The sequence below is a fragment of the Pseudomonas sp. BT-42-2 genome, from assembly GCF_025847435.2.
GTDB lineage: Bacteria > Pseudomonadota > Gammaproteobacteria > Pseudomonadales > Pseudomonadaceae > Aquipseudomonas > Aquipseudomonas urmiensis.
On the sequence record NZ_JAOYTM010000004.1, the window covers coordinates 254,974 to 274,068 of the forward strand.

18 protein-coding genes are annotated in these 19,095 nt (G+C 62.8%); 7 read left to right on the forward strand and 11 right to left on the reverse strand.

The genetic code is table 11. The features are described from left to right. Positions 1 to 36: 36 nt before the first annotated feature. Positions 37 to 1,281, reverse strand: a complete 1,245-nt coding sequence (locus tag OIU19_RS03800; protein WP_264233435.1) for a saccharopine dehydrogenase family protein — start codon at positions 1,279 to 1,281, stop codon at positions 37 to 39. A 32-nt stretch (positions 1,282 to 1,313) separates the two neighbouring features. Next, positions 1,314 to 2,411, reverse strand: coding sequence for a carboxynorspermidine decarboxylase (locus OIU19_RS03805; RefSeq protein ID WP_264233436.1), 1,098 nt, complete (start codon positions 2,409 to 2,411; stop codon positions 1,314 to 1,316). Positions 2,412 to 2,671: 260 nt separating this feature from the next. Here OIU19_RS03805 and OIU19_RS03810 point away from each other — a divergent pair, with 260 nt between their 5' ends. Continuing rightward, positions 2,672 to 2,944 (forward strand): PepSY domain-containing protein, encoded by a 273-nt coding sequence (locus OIU19_RS03810; RefSeq protein ID WP_264233439.1) that lies wholly within the window; start codon positions 2,672 to 2,674, stop codon positions 2,942 to 2,944. A gap of 204 nt (positions 2,945 to 3,148) precedes the next feature. Here OIU19_RS03810 and OIU19_RS03815 read toward each other — a convergent pair whose 3' ends face one another. The 3 genes from OIU19_RS03815 to OIU19_RS03825 form a co-directional block, all read right to left on the reverse strand. After that, a complete protein-coding gene (locus OIU19_RS03815; protein ID WP_264233441.1) occupies positions 3,149 to 4,069 on the reverse strand; it encodes a pyridoxal-phosphate dependent enzyme in 921 nt (306 codons plus the stop codon). Positions 4,070 to 4,085: 16 nt separating this feature from the next. Next, positions 4,086 to 4,796, reverse strand: coding sequence for a transcriptional regulator (locus OIU19_RS03820; protein ID WP_264233443.1), 711 nt, complete (start codon positions 4,794 to 4,796; stop codon positions 4,086 to 4,088). A 178-nt stretch (positions 4,797 to 4,974) separates the two neighbouring features. Then, positions 4,975 to 6,678 carry an amidase gene (locus OIU19_RS03825; protein ID WP_264233445.1) on the reverse strand — a complete coding sequence of 568 codons (1,704 nt, stop codon included), beginning with the start codon at positions 6,676 to 6,678 and terminating at the stop codon, positions 4,975 to 4,977. Positions 6,679 to 6,941: 263 nt separating this feature from the next. Here OIU19_RS03825 and OIU19_RS03830 point away from each other — a divergent pair, with 263 nt between their 5' ends. After that, a complete protein-coding gene (locus OIU19_RS03830) occupies positions 6,942 to 8,912 on the forward strand; it encodes a choline BCCT transporter BetT (RefSeq protein ID WP_264233447.1) in 1,971 nt (656 codons plus the stop codon). 39 nt (positions 8,913 to 8,951) lie between these two features. Here OIU19_RS03830 and yghU read toward each other — a convergent pair whose 3' ends face one another. Together yghU and OIU19_RS03840 are read right to left on the reverse strand one after the other, a co-directional pair. Next, on the reverse strand, positions 8,952 to 9,791 hold the full coding sequence (gene yghU, locus OIU19_RS03835) for a glutathione-dependent disulfide-bond oxidoreductase (protein ID WP_264233449.1): 840 nt from the start codon (positions 9,789 to 9,791) through the stop codon (positions 8,952 to 8,954). A gap of 243 nt (positions 9,792 to 10,034) precedes the next feature. Further along, positions 10,035 to 10,940, reverse strand: coding sequence for an AraC family transcriptional regulator (locus OIU19_RS03840; protein WP_264233685.1), 906 nt, complete (start codon positions 10,938 to 10,940; stop codon positions 10,035 to 10,037). Between the two features lie 179 nt (positions 10,941 to 11,119). Between OIU19_RS03840 and OIU19_RS03845 the strand changes: the two genes are divergently transcribed. After that, on the forward strand, positions 11,120 to 12,172 hold the full coding sequence (locus OIU19_RS03845) for an NAD(P)-dependent alcohol dehydrogenase (RefSeq protein WP_186555147.1): 1,053 nt from the start codon (positions 11,120 to 11,122) through the stop codon (positions 12,170 to 12,172). Positions 12,173 to 12,261: 89 nt separating this feature from the next. Here OIU19_RS03845 and OIU19_RS03850 read toward each other — a convergent pair whose 3' ends face one another. Continuing rightward, entirely contained in the window at positions 12,262 to 13,578 is a 1,317-nt protein-coding gene (locus tag OIU19_RS03850) for a hypothetical protein (RefSeq protein WP_264233452.1), read from the reverse strand. 200 nt (positions 13,579 to 13,778) lie between these two features. On the opposite strand from OIU19_RS03850, the gene OIU19_RS03855 reads away from it, so the two are divergent. After that, positions 13,779 to 14,984, forward strand: coding sequence for a sugar transporter (locus tag OIU19_RS03855; RefSeq protein WP_264233454.1), 1,206 nt, complete (start codon positions 13,779 to 13,781; stop codon positions 14,982 to 14,984). 18 nt (positions 14,985 to 15,002) lie between these two features. Here the strand turns inward: OIU19_RS03855 and OIU19_RS03860 are convergent, their stop codons facing one another. Together OIU19_RS03860 and OIU19_RS03865 are read right to left on the reverse strand one after the other, a co-directional pair. Beyond that, on the reverse strand, positions 15,003 to 15,587 hold the full coding sequence (locus tag OIU19_RS03860; protein ID WP_264233456.1) for a LysE family translocator: 585 nt from the start codon (positions 15,585 to 15,587) through the stop codon (positions 15,003 to 15,005). Between the two features lie 50 nt (positions 15,588 to 15,637). Further along, on the reverse strand, positions 15,638 to 16,468 hold the full coding sequence (locus OIU19_RS03865) for an AraC family transcriptional regulator (protein ID WP_264233460.1): 831 nt from the start codon (positions 16,466 to 16,468) through the stop codon (positions 15,638 to 15,640). 185 nt (positions 16,469 to 16,653) lie between these two features. Here OIU19_RS03865 and nfsB point away from each other — a divergent pair, with 185 nt between their 5' ends. The 3 genes from nfsB (at position 16,654) to OIU19_RS03880 (ending at position 17,843) form a co-directional block, all read left to right on the forward strand. Beyond that, on the forward strand, positions 16,654 to 17,304 hold the full coding sequence (gene nfsB / locus OIU19_RS03870; protein WP_264233462.1) for an oxygen-insensitive NAD(P)H nitroreductase: 651 nt from the start codon (positions 16,654 to 16,656) through the stop codon (positions 17,302 to 17,304). Between the two features lie 105 nt (positions 17,305 to 17,409). Next, a complete protein-coding gene (locus OIU19_RS03875) occupies positions 17,410 to 17,565 on the forward strand; it encodes a hypothetical protein (protein WP_264233464.1) in 156 nt (51 codons plus the stop codon). Between the two features lie 68 nt (positions 17,566 to 17,633). Beyond that, positions 17,634 to 17,843 (forward strand): hypothetical protein, encoded by a 210-nt coding sequence (locus tag OIU19_RS03880; RefSeq protein WP_264233466.1) that lies wholly within the window; start codon positions 17,634 to 17,636, stop codon positions 17,841 to 17,843. 62 nt (positions 17,844 to 17,905) lie between these two features. Here the strand turns inward: OIU19_RS03880 and OIU19_RS03885 are convergent, their stop codons facing one another. Further along, positions 17,906 to 19,060 carry a cysteine desulfurase family protein gene (locus tag OIU19_RS03885; protein ID WP_264233467.1) on the reverse strand — a complete coding sequence of 385 codons (1,155 nt, stop codon included), beginning with the start codon at positions 19,058 to 19,060 and terminating at the stop codon, positions 17,906 to 17,908. Positions 19,061 to 19,095: the final 35 nt, after the last annotated feature.

Below are 19,095 nucleotides of genomic sequence, written 5' to 3' on the forward strand. Positions count from 1 at the left end.
AAGGGGCGCCATGATGGCGCCCCTTCAGTTTGCTGCTTAGGCTTGCGCGTCCCAAGGACGATCGCCTTTTTCATCTTTGACGCGGGTCGGCAGGCCCATCACGTCCAACGCCTTGAGGAACGGCTCAGCTGGCAGCTCCTCGACGTTGACCATGCGCTGCACGTCCCACTGACCGCGGGCGACCAGCAGCGCCGCCGCCACTGGCGGAACGCCGGCGGTGTAGGAGATACCCTGGCTGTCGGTCTCGGCGTAGGCTTCTTCGTGGTCAGCTACGTTGTAGATGAACACTTCGCGCGGCTGGCCATCCTTGGTGCCCTTGACCAGGTCACCGATGCAGGTCTTGCCGGTGTAGCCCGGGGCCAGCGAGGAGGGGTCAGGCAGTACGGCCTTGACCACTTTCAGGGGCACCACTTCCAGGCCTTCGGCGGTCTTGACCGGTTGCTCGGAGAGCAGGCCGAGGTTCTTCAGCACGGTGAACACATTGATGTAGTGCTCGCCGAAGCTCATCCAGAAACGCACGTTGGCAACGCCGAGGTTCTTCGACAGCGAGTGCACTTCGTCGTGACCGGTCAGGTACAGGTTCTGCGAACCTACTATCGGCAAGTCGTCAGTGCGCTTGACCTCGAACATGGTGTTGCTGGTCCATTGGCTGTTCTGCCAGCTCCAGACTTGACCGGTAAACTCGCGGAAGTTGATTTCCGGGTCGAAGTTGGTGGCGAAGTACTTGCCATGGGAACCGGCATTGACGTCGAGGATGTCGATCGAGTCGATCTGGTCGAAATACTGCTGCTGTGCCAATGCGGCATAGCTGTTCACCACACCCGGGTCGAAACCGACGCCGAGAATGGCGGTAATGTTCTTGTCTTGGCACTCTTCGAGGTGTTTCCACTCGTAGTTGCCGTACCAGGGCGGAGTCTCGCAGATCTTGCCCGGCTCTTCGTGAATGGCGGTGTCCAGGTAGGCGACACCGGTATCGATGCAGGCACGCAGCACCGACATGTTGAGGAAGGCGGAACCCACGTTGATCACGATCTGCGATTCGGTTTCGCGGATCAGCGCTTTGGTCGCCTCGACATCGAGTGCATTGAGCGAGAAGGCCTGGATGTCGGCGGGTACCTTGAGGCTACCCTTGGCCTTGACGCTGTCGATGATGGCCTGGCATTTGGAGATGTTCCGCGACGCAATGGCAATACGACCGAGTTCGTCGTTATGCTGCGCGCACTTGTGGGCCACCACCTTGGCGACACCTCCTGCACCAATGATAAGAACGTTCTTCTTCAATTTATCCCTTGCTCCTTACTAAATGGCCTGTCTTACGACAGGCTCGAAACGTAGTCTTCAAAACCGAACTCGCGCACCACTTCGACGCTGCCGTCGAGTTGCTTGACCACGATGGACGGCATCTTCAGACCGTTGAACCAGTTTTTCTTGACCATGGTGTAGCCGGCCGCGTCAACGAACGACAGGCGATCGCCGATGGCCAGCGGACGCTCGAACTGGTACTCGCCGAAGATGTCGCCGGCCAGGCACGATTTGCCGCAGACCATGTAGGTGTGCTCGCCATCATTGGGGGCCATCTTGGCGTCGAGGCGGTAGATCAGCAGGTCGAGCATGTGCGCTTCGATCGAGCTGTCGACCACGGCCAGGTTCTTGCCGTTGAACAGGGTGTCGAGCACGGTCACTTCGAGCGAGGCGCTCTTGGTGATGGCGGCTTCGCCCGGCTCCAGGTAGACCTGCACGCCGTATTTCTCGGAGAAGCCCTTCAGGCGCGCGCAGAACTCATCCAGCGCATAGTCGGCGCCGGTGAAGTGGATGCCGCCGCCCAGGCTGACCCACTCGACCTTGTGCAGCAGATGGCCGAAGCGCTCTTCGATGTGCGCCAGCATCTTGTCGAACAGGCTGAAGTCGCCGTTCTCGCAGTTGTTGTGGAACATGAAGCCGGAGATCTGCCCGATGACCTTTTCGATCTTCTCCGGGTCCCACTCGCCGAGGCGGCTGAACGGCCGCGCGGGGTCGGCCAGCAGGTAGTCGGAGCTGCTCACCTGCGGGTTGACGCGCAAGCCGCGGACCTTGCCTTCGGACTGCTCGGCAAAGCGCTGCAGCTGGCCGATCGAGTTGAAGATGATCTTGTCGCAGTTGACCAGCATGTCTTCGATTTCATCGTCGGCCCAGGCCACGCTGTAGGCGTGGGTTTCGCCGGCGAACTTTTCGCGGCCGAGCTTGAGCTCGTAGAGCGAGGACGAAGTGGTGCCGTCCATGTACTGCTGCATCAGGTCGAACACCGACCAGGTGGCGAAGCACTTGAGTGCCAGCAAGGCCTTTGCCCCGGAGTTTTCGCGCACGTAGGCGATCTTCTCCAGGTTGCCCAGCAGCTTCTGTTTGTCGATGAGGTAATACGGCGTCTTGATCATTTAAAGGCCCCCGGCCAGGCCGGCCAAAAAAAGGACACGCATTGTGCCTTCCCGCGCCGCATATCGAAAGGGTCGAAGACGCATTTCGTCTGAGTTGCGTAACACATTGCTACTGCGGTGCCAGCAGTGGAGCACAGCAATGTGACCATCCTAATCGTGGCACCGGTCTGAGCCGTGAGAATCCGACCGGTGCAAAGAATGAACCTTCGTCGAAAATCTCCAGTCGCACCTTGTACCTTCACGCAAAAAGGACGTTCATGATGAAAGCACTGACACGACTGTTCACAGGCCTCGCATTGGTTAGCGCACTCGGCGCGAGTGCGGCTTGGGCTGACCAGCCTGGCGCTGACTGGAAGGTCACCAAGGATCAGGCCGAAGCCAGTCTCAAGGCTGCTGGCTATACCCAGATCACCAAGATCGAGGCCGACGACGGCCATTGGGAAGGTGAGGGCATGAAGGCCGATGGCATGAAGTATGAATTCCATGTCGACCCACACACCGGCAAGATCACCAAGGATGAGATGGATCACTAAACACCCGCTGGCGGCTAACCGATTGTGCGGTGGTGTTGTTTTGCCCGTGCCTGGCACGGGCTTTTTTTGCCTGGGCAAGCCCGCTCCCATAGGCTTAGCCATAGCGTTTATGGCCGGCGTTGAGTCAGAGAAATACAACCTCCAGGTCCACGCGGATCCTGTAGGAGCGGGCTTGCCCGCGAAGACGCCAGTGCAGCCATGACATCACTCAGGACACGCCGCCAACCACGCCTGGATCTGTTCCAAGGTAGCGGTAGCACCGCCACACACCACGACCATCACCTGCTTATAGTTGCCCAAAGCTTGAGCGTTATAGGCCAACGCCAGCGCCGCCCCACAGGCGGGCTCTACCAGCAGCCGGTGATCGAGCAAGAACCGCTCGCAGGCTTGCAGCGCTTCGCGGTCACTGACCAGATGACTCTCGACCGGGTGAGTGCGTAGGCACTCCATCGCCTGTTCCGCTACACGTTTGGCGCCAAGAGAGGTAGCCACCGACGCGATCCGCTGCAGCTCTACCGTGTGTCCAGCCTGCGCGGCAGCATGTAAAGAGCCAGCACCTTGAGTTTCCACCGCCAGCACCGGCACATCCTGCCAGCCATTGCGCTTGAGCCCCTCGACGACGCCGCTGAGCAACCCCCCGCCGCCGACCGACAACACCAGCGCATCGGGCTTGAAGCCCGCCTCGGCAACTTCGTCGATCATGCTTGCGTGGCCGGCCCACAACAGTGGATCGTCGAACGGATGGATGAAGGCGTCGTTCGGCCCGATCAAGGTTTGCGCCAGTTCGTTGGCTTCCTGCCAGGAGCCGCCATGTACCACCACTTTGGCATCCTCCAGGCGCAGCAGCTCCTTGGCGCGTTCGGTGGTGGTTTCCGGCACCACCACGGTCACCGGCACGCCCAGCAGACGCCCGGCATAGGCCACTGCCAGGCCAGCGTTGCCGCCTGAGGACGAGACAAAGTGGCGCGCGCCACGAGCGTGGTGGACTTCGCAGGCGTGGCCAACCCCGCGCAGCTTGAACGAGCCGCAAGGCTGCAAGGCATCGAGCTTGAGCCAGACAGAGCGGCCAGCAGCCAGCGACAGAGGGCGTGATTCGATCAGCGGGGTGTGGATGTGCAAGGGCATGGCGGTCTCCGTGAAGTCAGTCGTCACGAGCAGCGGACGAGGTTTCGCCACGCAATTGCTCAAGGTAGTTGTAAACGGTGTAGCGGGACACACCGAGCGCTGCGGCGGCTTTTTCCACGCCGCCTTTGACGATGAACAGACCGCGCTCCTGCATCACCCGCACGGCCTCGACTTTGGCCTGTTTGTTCATCCGGCCGTGACCGCAAGACTGCAGCGCGTTGGCAATGATCTCGGCCATCAGCACGCTCATATCGGCTGGGTCGTCGACTGGCAGGGGCGTGCTCAAGACCTGATGTGCGCCCAATGGCTGCAGTTGCCGGAGGAACTCAAGGGCGGCATCCAGGCCACTGTGGTCGACATTGACGCACAGGCTGGCGAACGGATGCCCTTCGCTGTCGCGCAGGATAGCGGTGGCGCTGCGCAGGCTGCGGCCTTTGAGGGTGGTGGGGTAATCAGGCAGGACCACCGGCTCGCAGCCTGGCGTGTGCGCGGCGCGCATCAGCGCCTGAAAGCCTTGATCCTGTTCGGGTGCGGCGAGAATCGGGCTGCCGACGACGCGTCCGGAAAGGTGGCCGTTGACGATTGCCACCACCGATTGCTCGGGTTGGTCGAGGTCGTGCAGGAGGATCTCCATGTTGCGCCCGGCAACGCTGCCGATCGCGGCGATAGCAGCCTTGAGGGTGGACAGGACCAGTTGGCGTTCGCGTTGGAGGTGAGTAACGGACATAATTTATTCAACAAAATGTTATTTTTATACAGTTTGTTGAATTTTGAGCGATGAGTCAACGAGGCTAACAGTACCGGCCTTATCGCGGGCAAGCCCGCTCCTACAGGTACCCCACCAGCCTGAAGAGCGGGGGAGACCCTGTGGGAGCGGGCTTGCCCGCGAAAAGAGCGACGCGATATCAGCCCAGCGCAGGCGTGCGCGGCGGCACGATACGACGTGAGCCAGTCGACTCGAAGGCGGCGGCGAAGCTCAGCAGGGCCGAGTCATCATAAGCCCGGCCGGCAAAGGTCAGCCCCACGGGCATGCCGATATCAGCCATCACGCCCATCGGCACGGTGACCGTAGGCACGCCCAAGTGACGGATCGCCAGGTTGCCGTTGGCCACCCAGATGCCATTGCTCCAGGCGATGTCCGCCGACGCAGGATTGACGTCGGCATCCGCAGGACCCACGTCGGCCACGGTGGGGAACAGCACGGCGTGCAGGCCGAGGTTGTCCATCCAGTCTTCCAGGTCGAGCTTGCGGGTCTGCTCCAGGCCGCGCAGACCGTCCGGGACGGTCGCGATCTGATCCCAGCTTTTCAGGCCGCGCTTGGCCATGTTGACGTACTCGTCCATGCCGGCGGCCAAGTCATCTTCGCGGTTTGGCAGGGTGCCGGGGTCGTGGGGGAAGATCTTCGACCCATCGACATCAGCCAGGCGGTTGAGCTTAGGATCATCGTTGGCCCGCAGGAAGTCGTCGAAGGCCCAACCGGACAGCTCCCACAACTCGTCGTGGAGGAACTCCCTGGAAACGATGCCGCGGTTGTACACGGTCGGTGCACCGGGGCGGTCGCCTTCGCAGTTGGAGACCAGCGGGAAGTCCACCTCGACCACTTCTGCGCCAGCGGCCTCAAGGGCCAGGCGCGCTTGCTGCCAGAGGTCGATGACGCTGGCGCGGGTGTTGATACGCTGGCCGGTCGGGCCGCCGATACCCGGTTTTTCCGAGGTGCCGGCCAGTTCATCGGCATTGATGTACATGCGCGGCACACCGAAACGCTTGCCCTTGAGCGAGCTGGCATCGACCGCCAGGTCAAGGTAGGAAGCCGGGCGAACCGAGGACGCCGCAGGGATTGGCACCCAAGGTTGCAGGCGCCACAGGTCGCCGCGTGGGTCGGCATCGTCGGCCACCACGACATCGAGGATCTCCAGCAGATCGCTCATGGTCCGCGCATACGGCACCACCACATCCATGGTCGGCGTCAGCGGCCAGTTGCCGCGCACCGAGATCACCCCGCGCGACGGGGTATAGGCGCACAGGCCGTTGTTCGAAGCAGGGCCACGACCGCTGGACCAGGTTTCTTCAGCCAGGCCGAAGGCCGAGAAACTGGCGGCGGTAGCGGTGCCGGCACCGTTGGACGAGCCGGAGGCGAACGGCGCGGTAAGATAGGCGGCGTTGTACGGACTTTCGGCGCGGCCATAGACGCCACGCTGCATGCCGCCGTTGGCCATCGGCGGCATATTGGTCTTGCCCAGGCAGATGGCGCCGGCCGCGCGCAGGCGCTCGATGGTGAAGGCGTCGCGCTGGGCGACCAGCTCGGCGAATGCCGGGCTACCGGAGGCAGCGGTCAGGCCTTTGACCAGGTAGCTGTCCTTGGCCGTGTAGGGAATGCCATCGAGCGGGCCAAGGCTTTCACCACGGGCGCGCCGGGCGTCGGAGGCCTCGGCCTCCTTGAGTGCTTCAGGGTTGCGTACCACCACCGCATTCAGCGCGGTGGCGGTGTCGGCGCCGTCGTAGGCGTCGATGCGGGCCAGGTAGGCCTTGACGAGTTCGACTGCCGTGGTACGGCCAGTCGTGAGCGCGTCGCGCAGCTCGGCAATGGAAACCTCGGTTACCTCGATCATGCTGTCACCAAAATGTACAGGTGGGGGCTAGTGAGGCGAGTGTACAAGAAGCCCACAGCCGACGCAGGCTTGCGCGGGGGAAAAGCATTTTTGCAGCGCGGCAGTCTTGCTTACGAACCCTGTCAGGTAAACGCGTTCGGAGAGTAGGTAGAAAGCCTCACACCTGGCTTTTTTCCTACAGACTAAGTCGGTAATTCTCATCAGGATTTACCCTTGTTTGTGAATAAAGTGCGCATGAAGCGCCCCGTTGGAGCCTGCCATCGATGTCGATACCGCCAGACAAAATCCCCAAATCCACGATCAACCCTCCGGTTTTCTGGGTGTCCGCCGTCCTGTTGCTGCTGCTGGTGCTGTATGCCAGCGTGTTTCAATCCCATGCACAGAACCTGTTCGCCCAGGTCCAAGGGTGGATCATCGGCAATGTCAGCTGGTTCTACATCCTGGCGGTGGCGGTCATTCTCGGCACGGTGGTGTTCCTCGGCATCAGCCGCTATGGCGATATCAAGCTTGGGCCCGACCACAGCACCCCCGATTACAGCAGCACCACCTGGTTCGCCATGCTGTTTTCTGCCGGCATGGGCATCGGCTTGATGTTCTTTGGCGTGGCCGAGCCGGTCATGCACTTTCTCAATCCGCCGATGGGCGAGGGCGGTACGGTGCAGGCCGCCGGCGAAGCCATGCGCATCACCTTCTTCCACTGGGGCCTGCATGCCTGGGCGATCTATGCCATCGTGGCGTTGATCCTGGCCTACTTCAGCTACCGCCAGGGTTTGCCGCTGACCTTGCGTTCGGCGCTGTACCCGCTGATTGGTGAACGCATCTACGGGCCGATCGGTCATGCCGTGGACATCTTCGCCATCATCGGCACGGTGTTTGGCGTGGCCACTTCGCTGGGCTTTGGCGTGGCGCAGATCAACACCGGGCTCAATGCGTTGTTCGGCGTGCCGGTGTCGACACCGATCCAGATCGGGCTGATCATCGGTACTACCTTGCTCGCCACCTTGTCGGTGATGTCGGGGCTGGACAAGGGCATTCGCCGGCTTTCCGAGCTCAACCTGGGTCTGGCGGTGCTGCTGTTGCTGATGGTGATGCTGCTGGGGCCGACTGTGCTGATCTTGCAGACCTTCGTGCAGAACACCGGCAGCTACCTGGGCGAAATCGTCACCCGTACGCTCAACCTGTATGCCTACCAGCCGACCGACTGGATCGGCGGCTGGACCCTGTTCTACTGGGGCTGGTGGCTGGCCTGGTCGCCCTTCGTCGGGCTGTTCATCGCGCGCATCTCCCGCGGCCGCACGATCCGCGAATTCGTCACCGGCGTGCTGCTGGTGCCGACCGCATTCACCCTGCTGTGGATGACGGTGTTCGGCAATACCGCGATCCATATGATCCTCAACGAGGGGCTGAACGACTTGGCCATGGCGGTGAACAAGGACACCTCGCTGGCGCTGTTCGCCTTCCTTGAGCACTTCCCGTTCGCCAGTGTGATCAGCACCCTGGCAGTGATCATGGTGGTGGTGTTCTTTGTCACCTCCGCCGACACCGGGGCGATGGTGGTCGACATGCTCGCCTCGGGCGGTCAGGAGAATACGCCGATTCGCCAGCGAATCTTCTGGGCGTCGAGCATGGGCCTGGTGGCGATCGCACTGCTGCTTGCCGATGGCCTGAAGGCGTTGCAGACAGCGACCATCGCCAGTGCCTTGCCGTTCACCATCGCCTTGCTGTGCAGCACCCGTGGCTTGCTCAAGGCGCTCAAGCTCGATGCGACCAAACGCAACTTGCGCTATCAGGCACTGGCTATCTCGCCGACCGCTTCACGTGCTGCCGGTAACTGGCAGCGGCGCCTGCGCACGCTGGCGATGTTCCCGCGTCGTGCGCATGTCTCGCGCTTCATTACCGAAGTCGGATTGCCGGCCTGTGAAGCGGTGGCCGAAGAATGGCGGCGCCAGGGCTATGAGTGCAGCGTGGAGCAGGGCGAGGAGGGCAGTGTGACGCTCAAGGTCGGCCCGAGTGACGATACCTTCGTCTACCAGATTCGTCCGCAGGCCTATGCCATGCCCAGCTTCGTCAGCAGCGATGCGCCGGGCGATGAGCGCAAGTACTTCCGCGCCGAAGTCCACCTGCGCGAGGGCGGTCAGGATCATGATGTGATGGGCTGGTCGAAGGACGAAGTGATCGGGGACATTCTCGATCACTTCGAACGGCATATGCATTTCCTGCATCTGGTGGGCTAACGCGCTGGGTGGGGCCGCTGTCTGGCGGCCCCACGTGGGTCAATCCAGATCCGCTGCCGAATGCCGCTCTGGCACCTGGCTCGCTTCATCACCCCAGGTGCGATTGACCCGGGTGCCACGCTGCACCGCGGGGCGTTGGGCGATTTCTTCGGCCCAGCGCTGCACATTAGGGTATTCCTGCACCGCGAGAAACTCGGCGGCGTCATACAAGTTGCCGCGTACCAGCTGGCCATACCACGGCCACACGGCGATGTCGGCGATGCTGTAGTCATCGCCACCCAGGTAGCGGCTCTCGGCCAGGCGTCGGTCGAGCACGTCCAATTGCCGTTTGGCTTCCATGGTGAAGCGGTTGATGGCGTATTCGATTTTCTCCGGCGCATACACATAGAAGTGGCCGAAACCACCGCCCAGGTAGGGCGCGGCGCCCATCTGCCAGAACAGCCAGTTCAGCGTTTCGGTACGCGCGGCAGGCGCCTTGGGCAGAAACGCGCCGAACTTCTCGGCCAGGTAAACCAGGATCGAACCAGACTCGAACACGCGAATGCCAGGCTCGACACTGCGATCGAGCAGGGCAGGGATCTTGGAGTTGGGGTTGACCTCGACGAAGCCGCTGGAGAACTGCTCGCCGTCGCCGATGCGGATCAGCCAAGCATCGTACTCAGCCCCGCTGTGCCCCAGTGCCAGCAGCTCTTCGAGCAAGATAGTGGCTTTGACGCCATTGGGCGTTGCCAGCGAATACAGCTGCAAGGGCTGCTTACCTACCGGTAGCGCTTTGTCATGGGTGGCGCCGGCAACCGGGCGGTTGATGCTGGCGAACTGACCGCCGGAGGCTGCGTCGTTGCGCCAGACCTTGGGCGGGACGTAGGGGGATTTGCTCATGCACGAAACTCCTCGATGGCGCAAAGCGGACATGTAAAGGCAGACCCGCATCTATGCCACGGGTTCGCGGCAAAGGGCAAATGCATTGGTTGCATGGCTTGGTATGTCCACTAAAGGTCTTGCTATGGGGCCGCTTTGCGGCCCTTCGCGGGCAAGCCCGCTCCTACAGGTACTACGCAGAACATCAGGCTGGAGTGAACCCTGTGGGATTGGGGCCGCCGCTGGGCCGCGCCGATTGGCTACTTAGACCGGAAGGCTCTGGTAAGGCTGCGCATCGCCCGGGCTGTGGGCAAACTGGCGCTTGTACTCGCGGCTGAACTGCGAGGTGCTCTGGTACCCCACCCGGTGCGCGGTCTGTGCCACGCCCAGGCCTTCGCCGATCAGCATTTGCTGGGCCTTGAGCAGGCGCAGGCGTTTGAGGTACTGCATCGGCGCCATGTCGGTGCAGCGCTTGAAGTGCTCATGGAAGGTCGACACGCTCATGTTGGCGCAACTGGCCAACGCCTCCACGCTCAACGGCTCGGCGTAGTGCTCGCGCAGGTAAGCCAGCGCAGCGCCAATCCGGGCGAAATGCCCCTGCTGTTCGACCAGCGCCCGCAACACCCCAGCCTGTGGGCCGCGCAAGGCGGTATAGAGCACCTCGCGCACCCGTGCCGGCCCCAGCACCTTGGCGTCCAGTGGATCCTGCAGGCACTGTAGCAAGCGCTCGACGCTCTCGCGCATCGGCGCGTCCAGTGCTGCCGAGGTCATCGACTGGGGCGTCTGCGCCTCGACCGCGGCATCGGCGGCAAGGCCCATGTTCTGCACCAACTCGCTGAGCATGCCACGATCGATATCGACGGCCACCCCTAGTAACGGCGCCTCAGCGGTAGCGAAGGTCTCGCACATGAACGGCACCGACAGCGCCTGCACCAAGTAATGTCCGGCGCCGTACTCCAGGGTGCGTGGCCCCAGGCGCGCCAGCTTGCTGCCCTGGGCCAGGATCATCAGGCTGGGCTCGTAGAGCTGCGGGCTGCTGGCCACGTAATGATCCCAACTCAATACCTGCACCTGGGGCAAGTGAGTCGGTACAAAGCCTGGGCGCGTGGCCAGGCTACGGATCAGGGCGCAAAGCGGGGCATTGGCGTCGACGTGGCGAGTGAGCTGCATGATGGACCAGGGCAGAGGATCAGACACTGGCATCTTCGCAGATTGCAGCGCCAGCGCCAGATGCTTACCGCCAGGTTCGGAGAATCAGGCATGCATGCCGGAGAATCTGCTGTGGGCGAAGCGGCTTTTGGCGAACAAAATGTGCCGCCTGAATCGTTTCACTTTTTGCGAGGTCCTGCATGTATACCGCCATCGGTTACGCCGCCCAAACCCCAACCAGCCCGCTGGCCCCCATGACCTTCGAGCGCCGCAGCCCGCGTGCCGATGACGTCGCCATCGAGATCCTCTACTGCGGTGTGTGCCACTCTGACATCCACCAGGCGCGCAACGAGTGGGGCATTGCCGTATACCCACTGATGCCAGGCCATGAGATCGTCGGTCGGGTCACTGCGGTCGGTGCCAAGGTCACTCAGCACAAGGTCGGCGACCTGGTGGGCGTAGGCTGCATGGTCGACTCCTGCCGGCATTGCGAGGCCTGCGCCAAGGACCTGGAGCAGTACTGCCTGGAAGGTCCGACCATGACCTATGCCACCCCTGATCGGGTCGACGGCAGCAACACCATGGGTGGCTATTCCAACAGCATCGTGGTCAGCGAGCACTTCGTGCTGCGCATTCCACAGGGCCTGGACCTGGCCAGCGCGGCGCCGATCCTGTGCGCCGGTATCACCACCTACTCGCCGCTCAAGCACCATGGCGTCGGCCCTGGGCACAAGGTTGGCATTCTCGGGATGGGCGGCCTGGGCCACATGGGCATCAAGTTCGCCAAGGCGCTGGGCGCTGAAGTGACACTGTTCACCCGGTCAGCGGCCAAGGCCGAAGAAGCCCGTCGCCAGGGCGCCGATCACGTGATCGTGTCCACTGACCCGGAGCAGATGCGCGCTGCAGCGGGGCGTTTTGACTTCTTGCTCGACACCATTCCGGTACAACACGATCTCAATCCCTACCTGGAAACGCTGACCTTCGATGGCGTGCACATCCTGGTCGGCTTGATCGAGCCGGTCGAGCCACCGCTGCATGCGGCCAATCTGGTGATGAAGCGCCGGGTGCTGGCGGGTTCGCTGATTGGCGGTATCGCCGAGACTCAGGAAGTCCTGGATTTCTGCGCCGAGCATGGCATCAGCTGCGATATCGAGATGCTCGATATCCGCAACATCAACCAGGCCTATGAGCGGATGATCGTTGGCGATGTGAAGTATCGCTTCGTGATCGACATGGCCACGCTCAAGGCCTGATGGCGTCGGCCCCGGCCTCATCGCGGGACCGCGCCTACCCGATCGCTTTAGGAGCGGGCTTGCCCCGCGATGAGTCCGGGGCAAACTGGCTACCAGGCCAGCGGCTTGTCCAGCCCCTTCCAGAACAACCAGCGGCGCACCTCGGCATGCTCGCCGGTGCCGATCTGCCAGTCAGGCCGGCCACTGTCCAGGGCGATCAGCGAGATGAAGCCGGCGTAGCTGGCGGCCACCAGGGTGCGCCCATCGGCACTGATATCCATCGCGCAGAGGGTCGAGCCCAGGTGATGCTGCCAGTGCTCACGACCATCCTCGCCAAAGGCCCGCAGGTAACCATGCGCATCGCCGACGATGTATTCGTGCTCGCGTGCTACGCCGGCGTAGATCCGCGCGCCCTCGTGCAACAGTGGGGTACGCGGGTCGTCGCTGTAGTGCTCGGTGTCCAGCCCAGGCAGGTCGGCCGTGCGCACCCCGAGGGTGGCGCCGTTGTAGAAGTGGCAGGCGTTGAGCAGCACCTGATCGCCGCGCTGGTTGAACAGGGCGAAGTGCGGGTATTCGCTCACCGGGCCGATCTCGGCGAGCAGCCGCAGCTGTTGGTCCAGGATCCGGTGGCGGCCGCACTGTTCGCCGATGGCGATCAGGCTGCCGTCGGCGGACAGGGCGCCGTGCTCCATGCTCAGCCCCAGGTTGATGTCGTCAGGGTCGATGCCTTGAGCCAGGTCTTCCAGGATCGCTTGCTCATCGGGCAGTAGCCGGGTGGCGCCAGTGGCGGCCAGCACGAACACGCCTTCGCTGCTGACCAGCAGCAGCCGTTGGCCATCGGGGAATGGCGTGATCGCGGTCGGCGTTGGCGGCAGGTCGAACGGCTCGAACGGATAGCCGGCAGGCAACCCCTCCAGGCCATTAGGCCAGGCAAACCGGGCGACCTGTGGCCCGCCCCAGCCATCGGTGACGCGGATACCTTCAGCGTTGGTCAGGGCAAAGTAGCGGCGTTGTGGGCACCGGCCGAAATGCTCGACACCGATCACCGGGGTCACGCTGTAGCCATCGATGCGCACCACCTGGCCGCGCTCGAACGGCGTGCCAATGCGTGCCAGCAGGCTGCCGTCATCAAGCAGCAGCACATTGGCGATAGCCTGACCGTGTTGCTCGAGCAAGGGCAGCAGCGGCTGGTGCGCCGGCGGCCAGGCCTGGCGAAACGCCTGGCGCTGGGCGTCACTGACGCCGGGTTGGTTAATCGCTTGCAAGGCTGCCTGCCAGGCGGGGAGCAGATGTTCGGTGGGCGGCGCTTGCGGCTCTTGGAGATCGTCCCAGCCTTGCGCCTGCCCTTGGCTGACGAAGCGATTGATGGCCTGGGCATAGCTACTGACCGCCTGTTGCCATTGCTGCTGGGGGTGTTGCTTATCCATGGGCGGATCGGACTCCTTGTTCCGCGGTCTATCAGAAGCGCGCATGGTACTCCGGTTGCGCTGCGGTTGTGAGGCCCAGGCTTGACGCGTACCATGCCGGGCATCCTTCCAATAATTTTTGTCCACACCCGCCAGAGGGCCGACTCGCTGGCTGGCGGGGGTGTCGTCGTCTTTTTTCTTTGGAGCTACACGCCACTTCCATGAATGGTCCCATTCCTACATCCATGCCCGCACCGGTGGGCGGCGGCAGTTGGCTGAGCGTGATCGCGCTGGCCCTGGCGGCGTTCATCTTCAACACCACCGAGTTCGTCCCGGTGGCGCTGCTCAGTGACATCGGCCGCAGCTTCGACATGACCACCGCCCAGGTCGGCCTGATGCTGACCATCTATGCCTGGGTGGTCGCCCTGGCGTCGCTGCCGATGATGTTGCTGACGCGCAACGTCGAGCGGCGCCGGTTACTGTTGTTCGTGTTTTTGGTGTTCATCCTCAGCCACTTGTTGTCGTGGCTGGCGCAGAGCTTTGCCATGCTGCTGGTCAGCCGGATCGGCATCGCCTTGGCCCATGCGGTGTTCTGGGCGATCACCGCCTCTCTGGCGGTGCGCGTGGCACCTCCAGGGCAGCAGGCCAAGGCCCTGGGCTTGCTGGCCACCGGCACCACGCTGGCGATGGTGCTCGGTATCCCCTTGGGGCGCGTGGTAGGCGAGGCGCTGGGTTGGCGGGTGACCTTCCTGAGCATTGCTGGGGTGGCGCTGGCGACCATGCTTTGCCTGATGAAGTCGCTGCCGCTGCTGCCGAGCCAGAACTCTGGGTCGCTGCGCAGCTTGCCGATCCTGTTCAAGCGCCCGGCGCTGGTGATTACCTACCTGCTGGTCACCCTGGTGATCACTGCGCAGTTCACCGCCTACAGCTACATCGAGCCGTTCGCCCTGCATGTGGCGCAGATCGGCGGTGAGCGCACCACCTTGTTGCTGTTGTTGTTCGGCGGCGCCGGTGTATTGGGTTCGGTGCTGTTCAGCCGCTATAGCGATCGCTTCCCGCATGGCTTTCTGGTCGGCTCGATCGGCTGCCTGGCGGCATGCCTACTGTTGCTGTTGCCGCTGTCGGGCACCTTCACAGCGTTCGCTGTGCTGAGCATGGTCTGGGGCGTGGCGATTCTGAGCTTCAGCCTATCGCTGCAGTCAAAAACCTTGAAGCTCGCATCTGATGCCACCGATGTGGCCATGGCGCTGTTCTCCGGCATCTACAACATCGGCATCGGCGGCGGGGCATTGCTGGGCAGTATCGTCAGCAGCCAGATGGGTGTGGCCAATATCGGTCTGGTCGGCGGCAGTGTTGCCTTGGTTGGGCTGGTGCTGGCCGTGGCCAGCACCACGCTGTTTCGCCAGGCAGTGCCAGCGCCACACTGAGAGAGTCGGCTTTCTTGCTCAGGCCAACAGCGCCGACCAGGCCGAGACGATCAGCAACCACGCCAGCAGCTGATTGAACCGCCGCAGCCGCTGCGGTGACTGCAACCAGCGGGCGCTGCCGACCCCGAGCAGCGCCCAGGCAGTCATGCACGGCAGGGCGATGATCAGAAAGATCAGCGCCAACTGCCACACCGGCTGTCCAGGCGCGGCAAACACGCCGATGATCGCGATTGCCATCATCCATACCTTGGGGTTGATCAACTGCAAGGTGGCCGCGCTCACTGCCCCAAAGCGTGCCCGCTGGGTACCGTGCAAAGGCGCAGCGGCGCTGCGCAGCAACTGCCAGCCGAGCCAACTCAGCCAAAGCACTCCCAGCCAACTCATCAGCAGCTGCGCGACGGGGTGCTGCAACAGCACTTCGGCCAAGCCCAAGCCCACTACCCAAACCATCCCCGCTGCAGCCAGGCAGCCGCTGAGGATCGGCGCCACGCTGGCGCGCAGGCCGCGCTGGGCGCCGTGGGCGAGGATCAGCAGATTGGTCGGCCCCGGGCTGATACTGGCGACCAGGGCGAACAGAACAAAGGGCAACAGCGACTGCGCCATGACGGGGTACTCCACAAAATTGGAGCACCATGCTCGCCGCTGGCGGCGGATCAGTCTGGAACGATTGAGCAGCGGCGGCGGTAGTCTGCCGGGGTCAATTGATACGCCCGCCGAAACCAGCGCCCCAGGTGACTCTGGTCGGCAAAGCCCAGGGCGCTGGCCACCTCGGCGGGCGTTTGGCCTTGCGCCAGCAGGCGGCGGGCGCGGGCGACCCGCAGCTGGATCAGGTAGGCATGCGGGGCCAGGCCAAAGGCGGCCTTGAACGCCCGGGTCAGGCGGAAGCGGTCCACGCCACAGGTGCGCGCCAGGTCATCCAGGCCGATGTCCTGGTCCAGATGCGCATGCAGATAGTCACGGGCCACCTGCGCGGTCAGCGGCAGGCGCGGGTCGGGGTTGAGCCGTTTGCGCCAGTGCAGGTGCTGGGTGAGGCAGGCGAGCAGGTCGTCCATGGCGGTTTGCCGAACGATGCGCAGCTCTTTGCCGTGCATGGCCTTGAACGCTCGCAAGGTAGCCCCCATCAGGCGTTCGTCGCGGCACAGCGTATCGGCGAAACTGGGCAGGCCATCGGCAGGCGCGTGCTCGAACAGGGCGCGCACTTCGGCCTCCATCCAGTTGGGGTCCAGATACAGCGTCGAATAGGTGAAACCGTCCTCGGTGGGTGCCTGGCCATCGTGGATTTCGCCAGGCTCGAGCAAGAACACCTGGCCCGGCGTACTGCGATGGCGGGCGCGGCGGCAGTGGAACTGCTGCACGCCTTGTTCGGTCACGCCCACCAGGTAGCTGTCGTGCCAGTGCGGGTCGTAGGCATGGCCGATGAAATGCGCCCGTACCGACTCGATGCCGGTATCGACGTCTTGGGCAAGATCGATCCAGTTGCTCATGGCCATGGCCGCTTGTGAGGAGTCTTTAACCTTATCCCAGATGCAGGCGGCAGGTTTAGAACGAATGTGCAGCGACTATCGATTTTCGTCATCGGCTTGAAAGTGTTGCTGTATTTAGCTGGTTTTTCTTGTTTTCAGTAACGCTAAGATGCGCCTCAAATCCGTACTCCCAAGGAGCTCAATCGATGGACACCGTGACCCTGGCCAAACGCCGCTACACCACCAAAGCCTACGACGCCGCCCGCAAGATCCCCCAGGCGACCGTCGATACCTTGCTTGAGCAACTGCGCCACAGCCCTTCGTCGGTCAATTCGCAGCCGTGGCACTTCATCGTTGCCGACAGTGATGAAGGCAAGGCGCGTATCGCCAAGAGCACCGAGGCGTTCGCCTACAACACGGCGAAAATCCTCAACGCTTCGCACGTGATCGTCTTCGCCACCCGTACCGAAATGCCTGATGCGCATCTGCAGGCAGTGCTGGAACAGGAGGCGCAAGATGGCCGCTTCCGTGACGATCAGGCCCGCGCAGGGCAAGATCAAAGCCGCCGTTTCTACGTCAATCTGCACCGTTTCGATCAAAAGGACGTGCAGCACTGGATGGAAAAGCAGACGTACCTGGCGCTGGGCACGGCGCTGCTCGGTGCCGCCGCGCTGAATATCGACGCTACGCCAATAGAAGGTTTCGACAGCAAGGCGCTGGATGCAGAGTTGGGCCTGCGTGAACAGGGCTTCACCAGCGTCGTGCTGTTGTGCCTGGGCTACCGCAGCCCGGAAGACTTCAACGCCGGTCTGAACAAGTCGCGCCTGCCCGCCTCGACGGTGTTCACCTTCCTCTGAAGGCCAAGGTGATGGCATTGTGCAGTTAGGACACCCGCCCTAGAGTCAAAGGCAGGGAGGGGAGCAATAATCGGGGCGTTTCATTGACCACAAGGAGTGTTGATCATGACTAGCCCTGATGCCTTCAGCCATGACGCATTGCGTGACTTGAGTGAAGAGGAAACCGAGCTGATCAGCGGCGGTGCCGGCCAACCGGAAATTGTCCGCGGGCCGCCGCCGCAGTTTCCCGAATGGCCTGAGCTGTTCGGCGACAACTATTGATTGGCGACGTGCCTGGCCTCGGCTGATTCAGCCTCGGCCTGCCTCATCTACTTCAAGGAGCGTTATTTATGCCTTTTGTACATGCACAAACCCCGCGCGAGTTGAGCGGCGAGGAGCTGGATCAGGTCGCGGGTGGTTCGGATGCGACCATCATGCCGGTATTTCCGCCGGTGAGCAGGCCGATCTGCGGTGGGCCGGACGTGCCACCGCCGCATCTACCGCGCTATCCCGATGTGCCACCGCCCAATGATATTCGTGGCCCAACCCTGGGGCTTTGACAACAACGCCAGAACACCTGTCCAGGTTCATGCACAGCATGCACATGAACTTGGACAGGCAGCTACCACAATGCAGTCGCAGCAGCCGATACCACTCGCTTGAACACCTCCACGGCTTTGTCTACATCCGCTTCGCTGGTGTAACGGCCAAGGCTCAGGCGCACACTGTTGCGTGCCTTGCGCTCGTCCAGGCCGAGTGCCAGCAATACATGTGAGGCAGCGTTGCTGGCTGAGTTACAGGCTGAGGTGCTCGACAGCGCCAGCTCACTGGCCAATGCAGCGCTATTGAAACCACTGGCATCGATGCACAGGTTCAGGGTGTGGGGAATGCGTTGCTCTGGGCAGCCATTGAGGCTGACACCGGGCAAGGCCAGCAGGCCGTTACGCAGGCGCGCGCTCAAGGCCTGGATGCGTTGCTGCTCGCTGTCGCCGGGCTCGCCGGCGAGGGCGAAGGCGCTGCCCATGGCAACGATTTGATGGGTGGCCAGGGTGCCCGAGCGCAGGCCGCGCTCGTGGCCGCCACCGTGCATTTGCGCGTACAGCTTTGGGCGCGCACGGGCGCCGACGTAAAGCGCACCGATACCTTTGGGGCCATACACCTTGTGCGCCGAGAACGACATCAGGTCGACAGCCTGCTCGGCCAGGTCGAGGTGCACCTTACCCACGGCCTGGGCCGCGTCGACATGCAGCAGCGCACCGTGGGCGCGAACCAAGGCGCCAATTGCAGCGAAGTCAGTCAGCGTGCCAAGTTCGTTGTTCACCGCCATCAGCGACACCAATCGGGTGTCTTCGCGCAATGCCTGGTGCACTGCCTCGGGCTGGATCAAGCCGGCCGCATCGGGCTTGAGCCGGGTCACTGCCCAGCCTTGGCGTTCAAGTTCTGCGACGGTATCCAACACGGCCTTGTGTTCCAGCAGGCTGGTGATCAGGTGGCCTGGTTTACCACCGCCTTGGGCGACGCCTTTGAGCGCCAGGTTGTTCGATTCGGTGGCGCCGGAGGTCCAGACCAGATCGTCCGGTTGCGCGCCTACCCGTTGCGCCACTTGCTTACGCGCCTGCTCGACCAGCTCGCGTGCGGCTTGTCCATAAAAGTGGCCACTGGAGGCGGGGTTGCCGAAGTTCGCTTCTCGTCCAAGACAGGCGAGGATGGTTTCGATAACCCGGTCGTCGACCGGGGTAGTGGCGGCGTAATCGAAGTAGAGCGGGGCGCTGGGCATGATGAGGCGAATCCGTGCATGTCGCCTTGGAGGTG

What these genes read in the sequence shown, in the direction of transcription:
- OIU19_RS03840 (WP_264233685.1), bottom strand. Translation starts at nt 10,940, where the DNA reads ATGCAGCTCACTCGCCACGTCGACGCCAATGCCCCGCTTTGCGCCCTG.
- OIU19_RS03860 (WP_264233456.1), bottom strand. Translation starts at nt 15,587, where the DNA reads ATGGCGCAGTCGCTGTTGCCCTTTGTTCTGTTCGCCCTGGTCGCCAGT.
- OIU19_RS03830 (WP_264233447.1), top strand. Translation starts at nt 6,942, where the DNA reads ATGTCGATACCGCCAGACAAAATCCCCAAATCCACGATCAACCCTCCG.
- OIU19_RS03810 (WP_264233439.1), top strand. Translation starts at nt 2,672, where the DNA reads ATGAAAGCACTGACACGACTGTTCACAGGCCTCGCATTGGTTAGCGCA.
- OIU19_RS03805 (WP_264233436.1), bottom strand. Translation starts at nt 2,411, where the DNA reads ATGATCAAGACGCCGTATTACCTCATCGACAAACAGAAGCTGCTGGGC.
- OIU19_RS03885 (WP_264233467.1), bottom strand. Translation starts at nt 19,060, where the DNA reads ATGCCCAGCGCCCCGCTCTACTTCGATTACGCCGCCACTACCCCGGTC.
- OIU19_RS03865 (WP_264233460.1), bottom strand. Translation starts at nt 16,468, where the DNA reads ATGAGCAACTGGATCGATCTTGCCCAAGACGTCGATACCGGCATCGAG.
- OIU19_RS03880 (WP_264233466.1), top strand. Translation starts at nt 17,634, where the DNA reads ATGCCTTTTGTACATGCACAAACCCCGCGCGAGTTGAGCGGCGAGGAG.
- OIU19_RS03855 (WP_264233454.1), top strand. Translation starts at nt 13,779, where the DNA reads ATGAATGGTCCCATTCCTACATCCATGCCCGCACCGGTGGGCGGCGGC.
- OIU19_RS03820 (WP_264233443.1), bottom strand. Translation starts at nt 4,796, where the DNA reads ATGTCCGTTACTCACCTCCAACGCGAACGCCAACTGGTCCTGTCCACC.
- yghU (WP_264233449.1), bottom strand. Translation starts at nt 9,791, where the DNA reads ATGAGCAAATCCCCCTACGTCCCGCCCAAGGTCTGGCGCAACGACGCA.
- nfsB (WP_264233462.1), top strand. Translation starts at nt 16,654, where the DNA reads ATGGACACCGTGACCCTGGCCAAACGCCGCTACACCACCAAAGCCTAC.
- OIU19_RS03815 (WP_264233441.1), bottom strand. Translation starts at nt 4,069, where the DNA reads ATGCCCTTGCACATCCACACCCCGCTGATCGAATCACGCCCTCTGTCG.
- OIU19_RS03850 (WP_264233452.1), bottom strand. Translation starts at nt 13,578, where the DNA reads ATGGATAAGCAACACCCCCAGCAGCAATGGCAACAGGCGGTCAGTAGC.
- OIU19_RS03845 (WP_186555147.1), top strand. Translation starts at nt 11,120, where the DNA reads ATGTATACCGCCATCGGTTACGCCGCCCAAACCCCAACCAGCCCGCTG.
- OIU19_RS03825 (WP_264233445.1), bottom strand. Translation starts at nt 6,678, where the DNA reads ATGATCGAGGTAACCGAGGTTTCCATTGCCGAGCTGCGCGACGCGCTC.
- OIU19_RS03875 (WP_264233464.1), top strand. Translation starts at nt 17,410, where the DNA reads ATGACTAGCCCTGATGCCTTCAGCCATGACGCATTGCGTGACTTGAGT.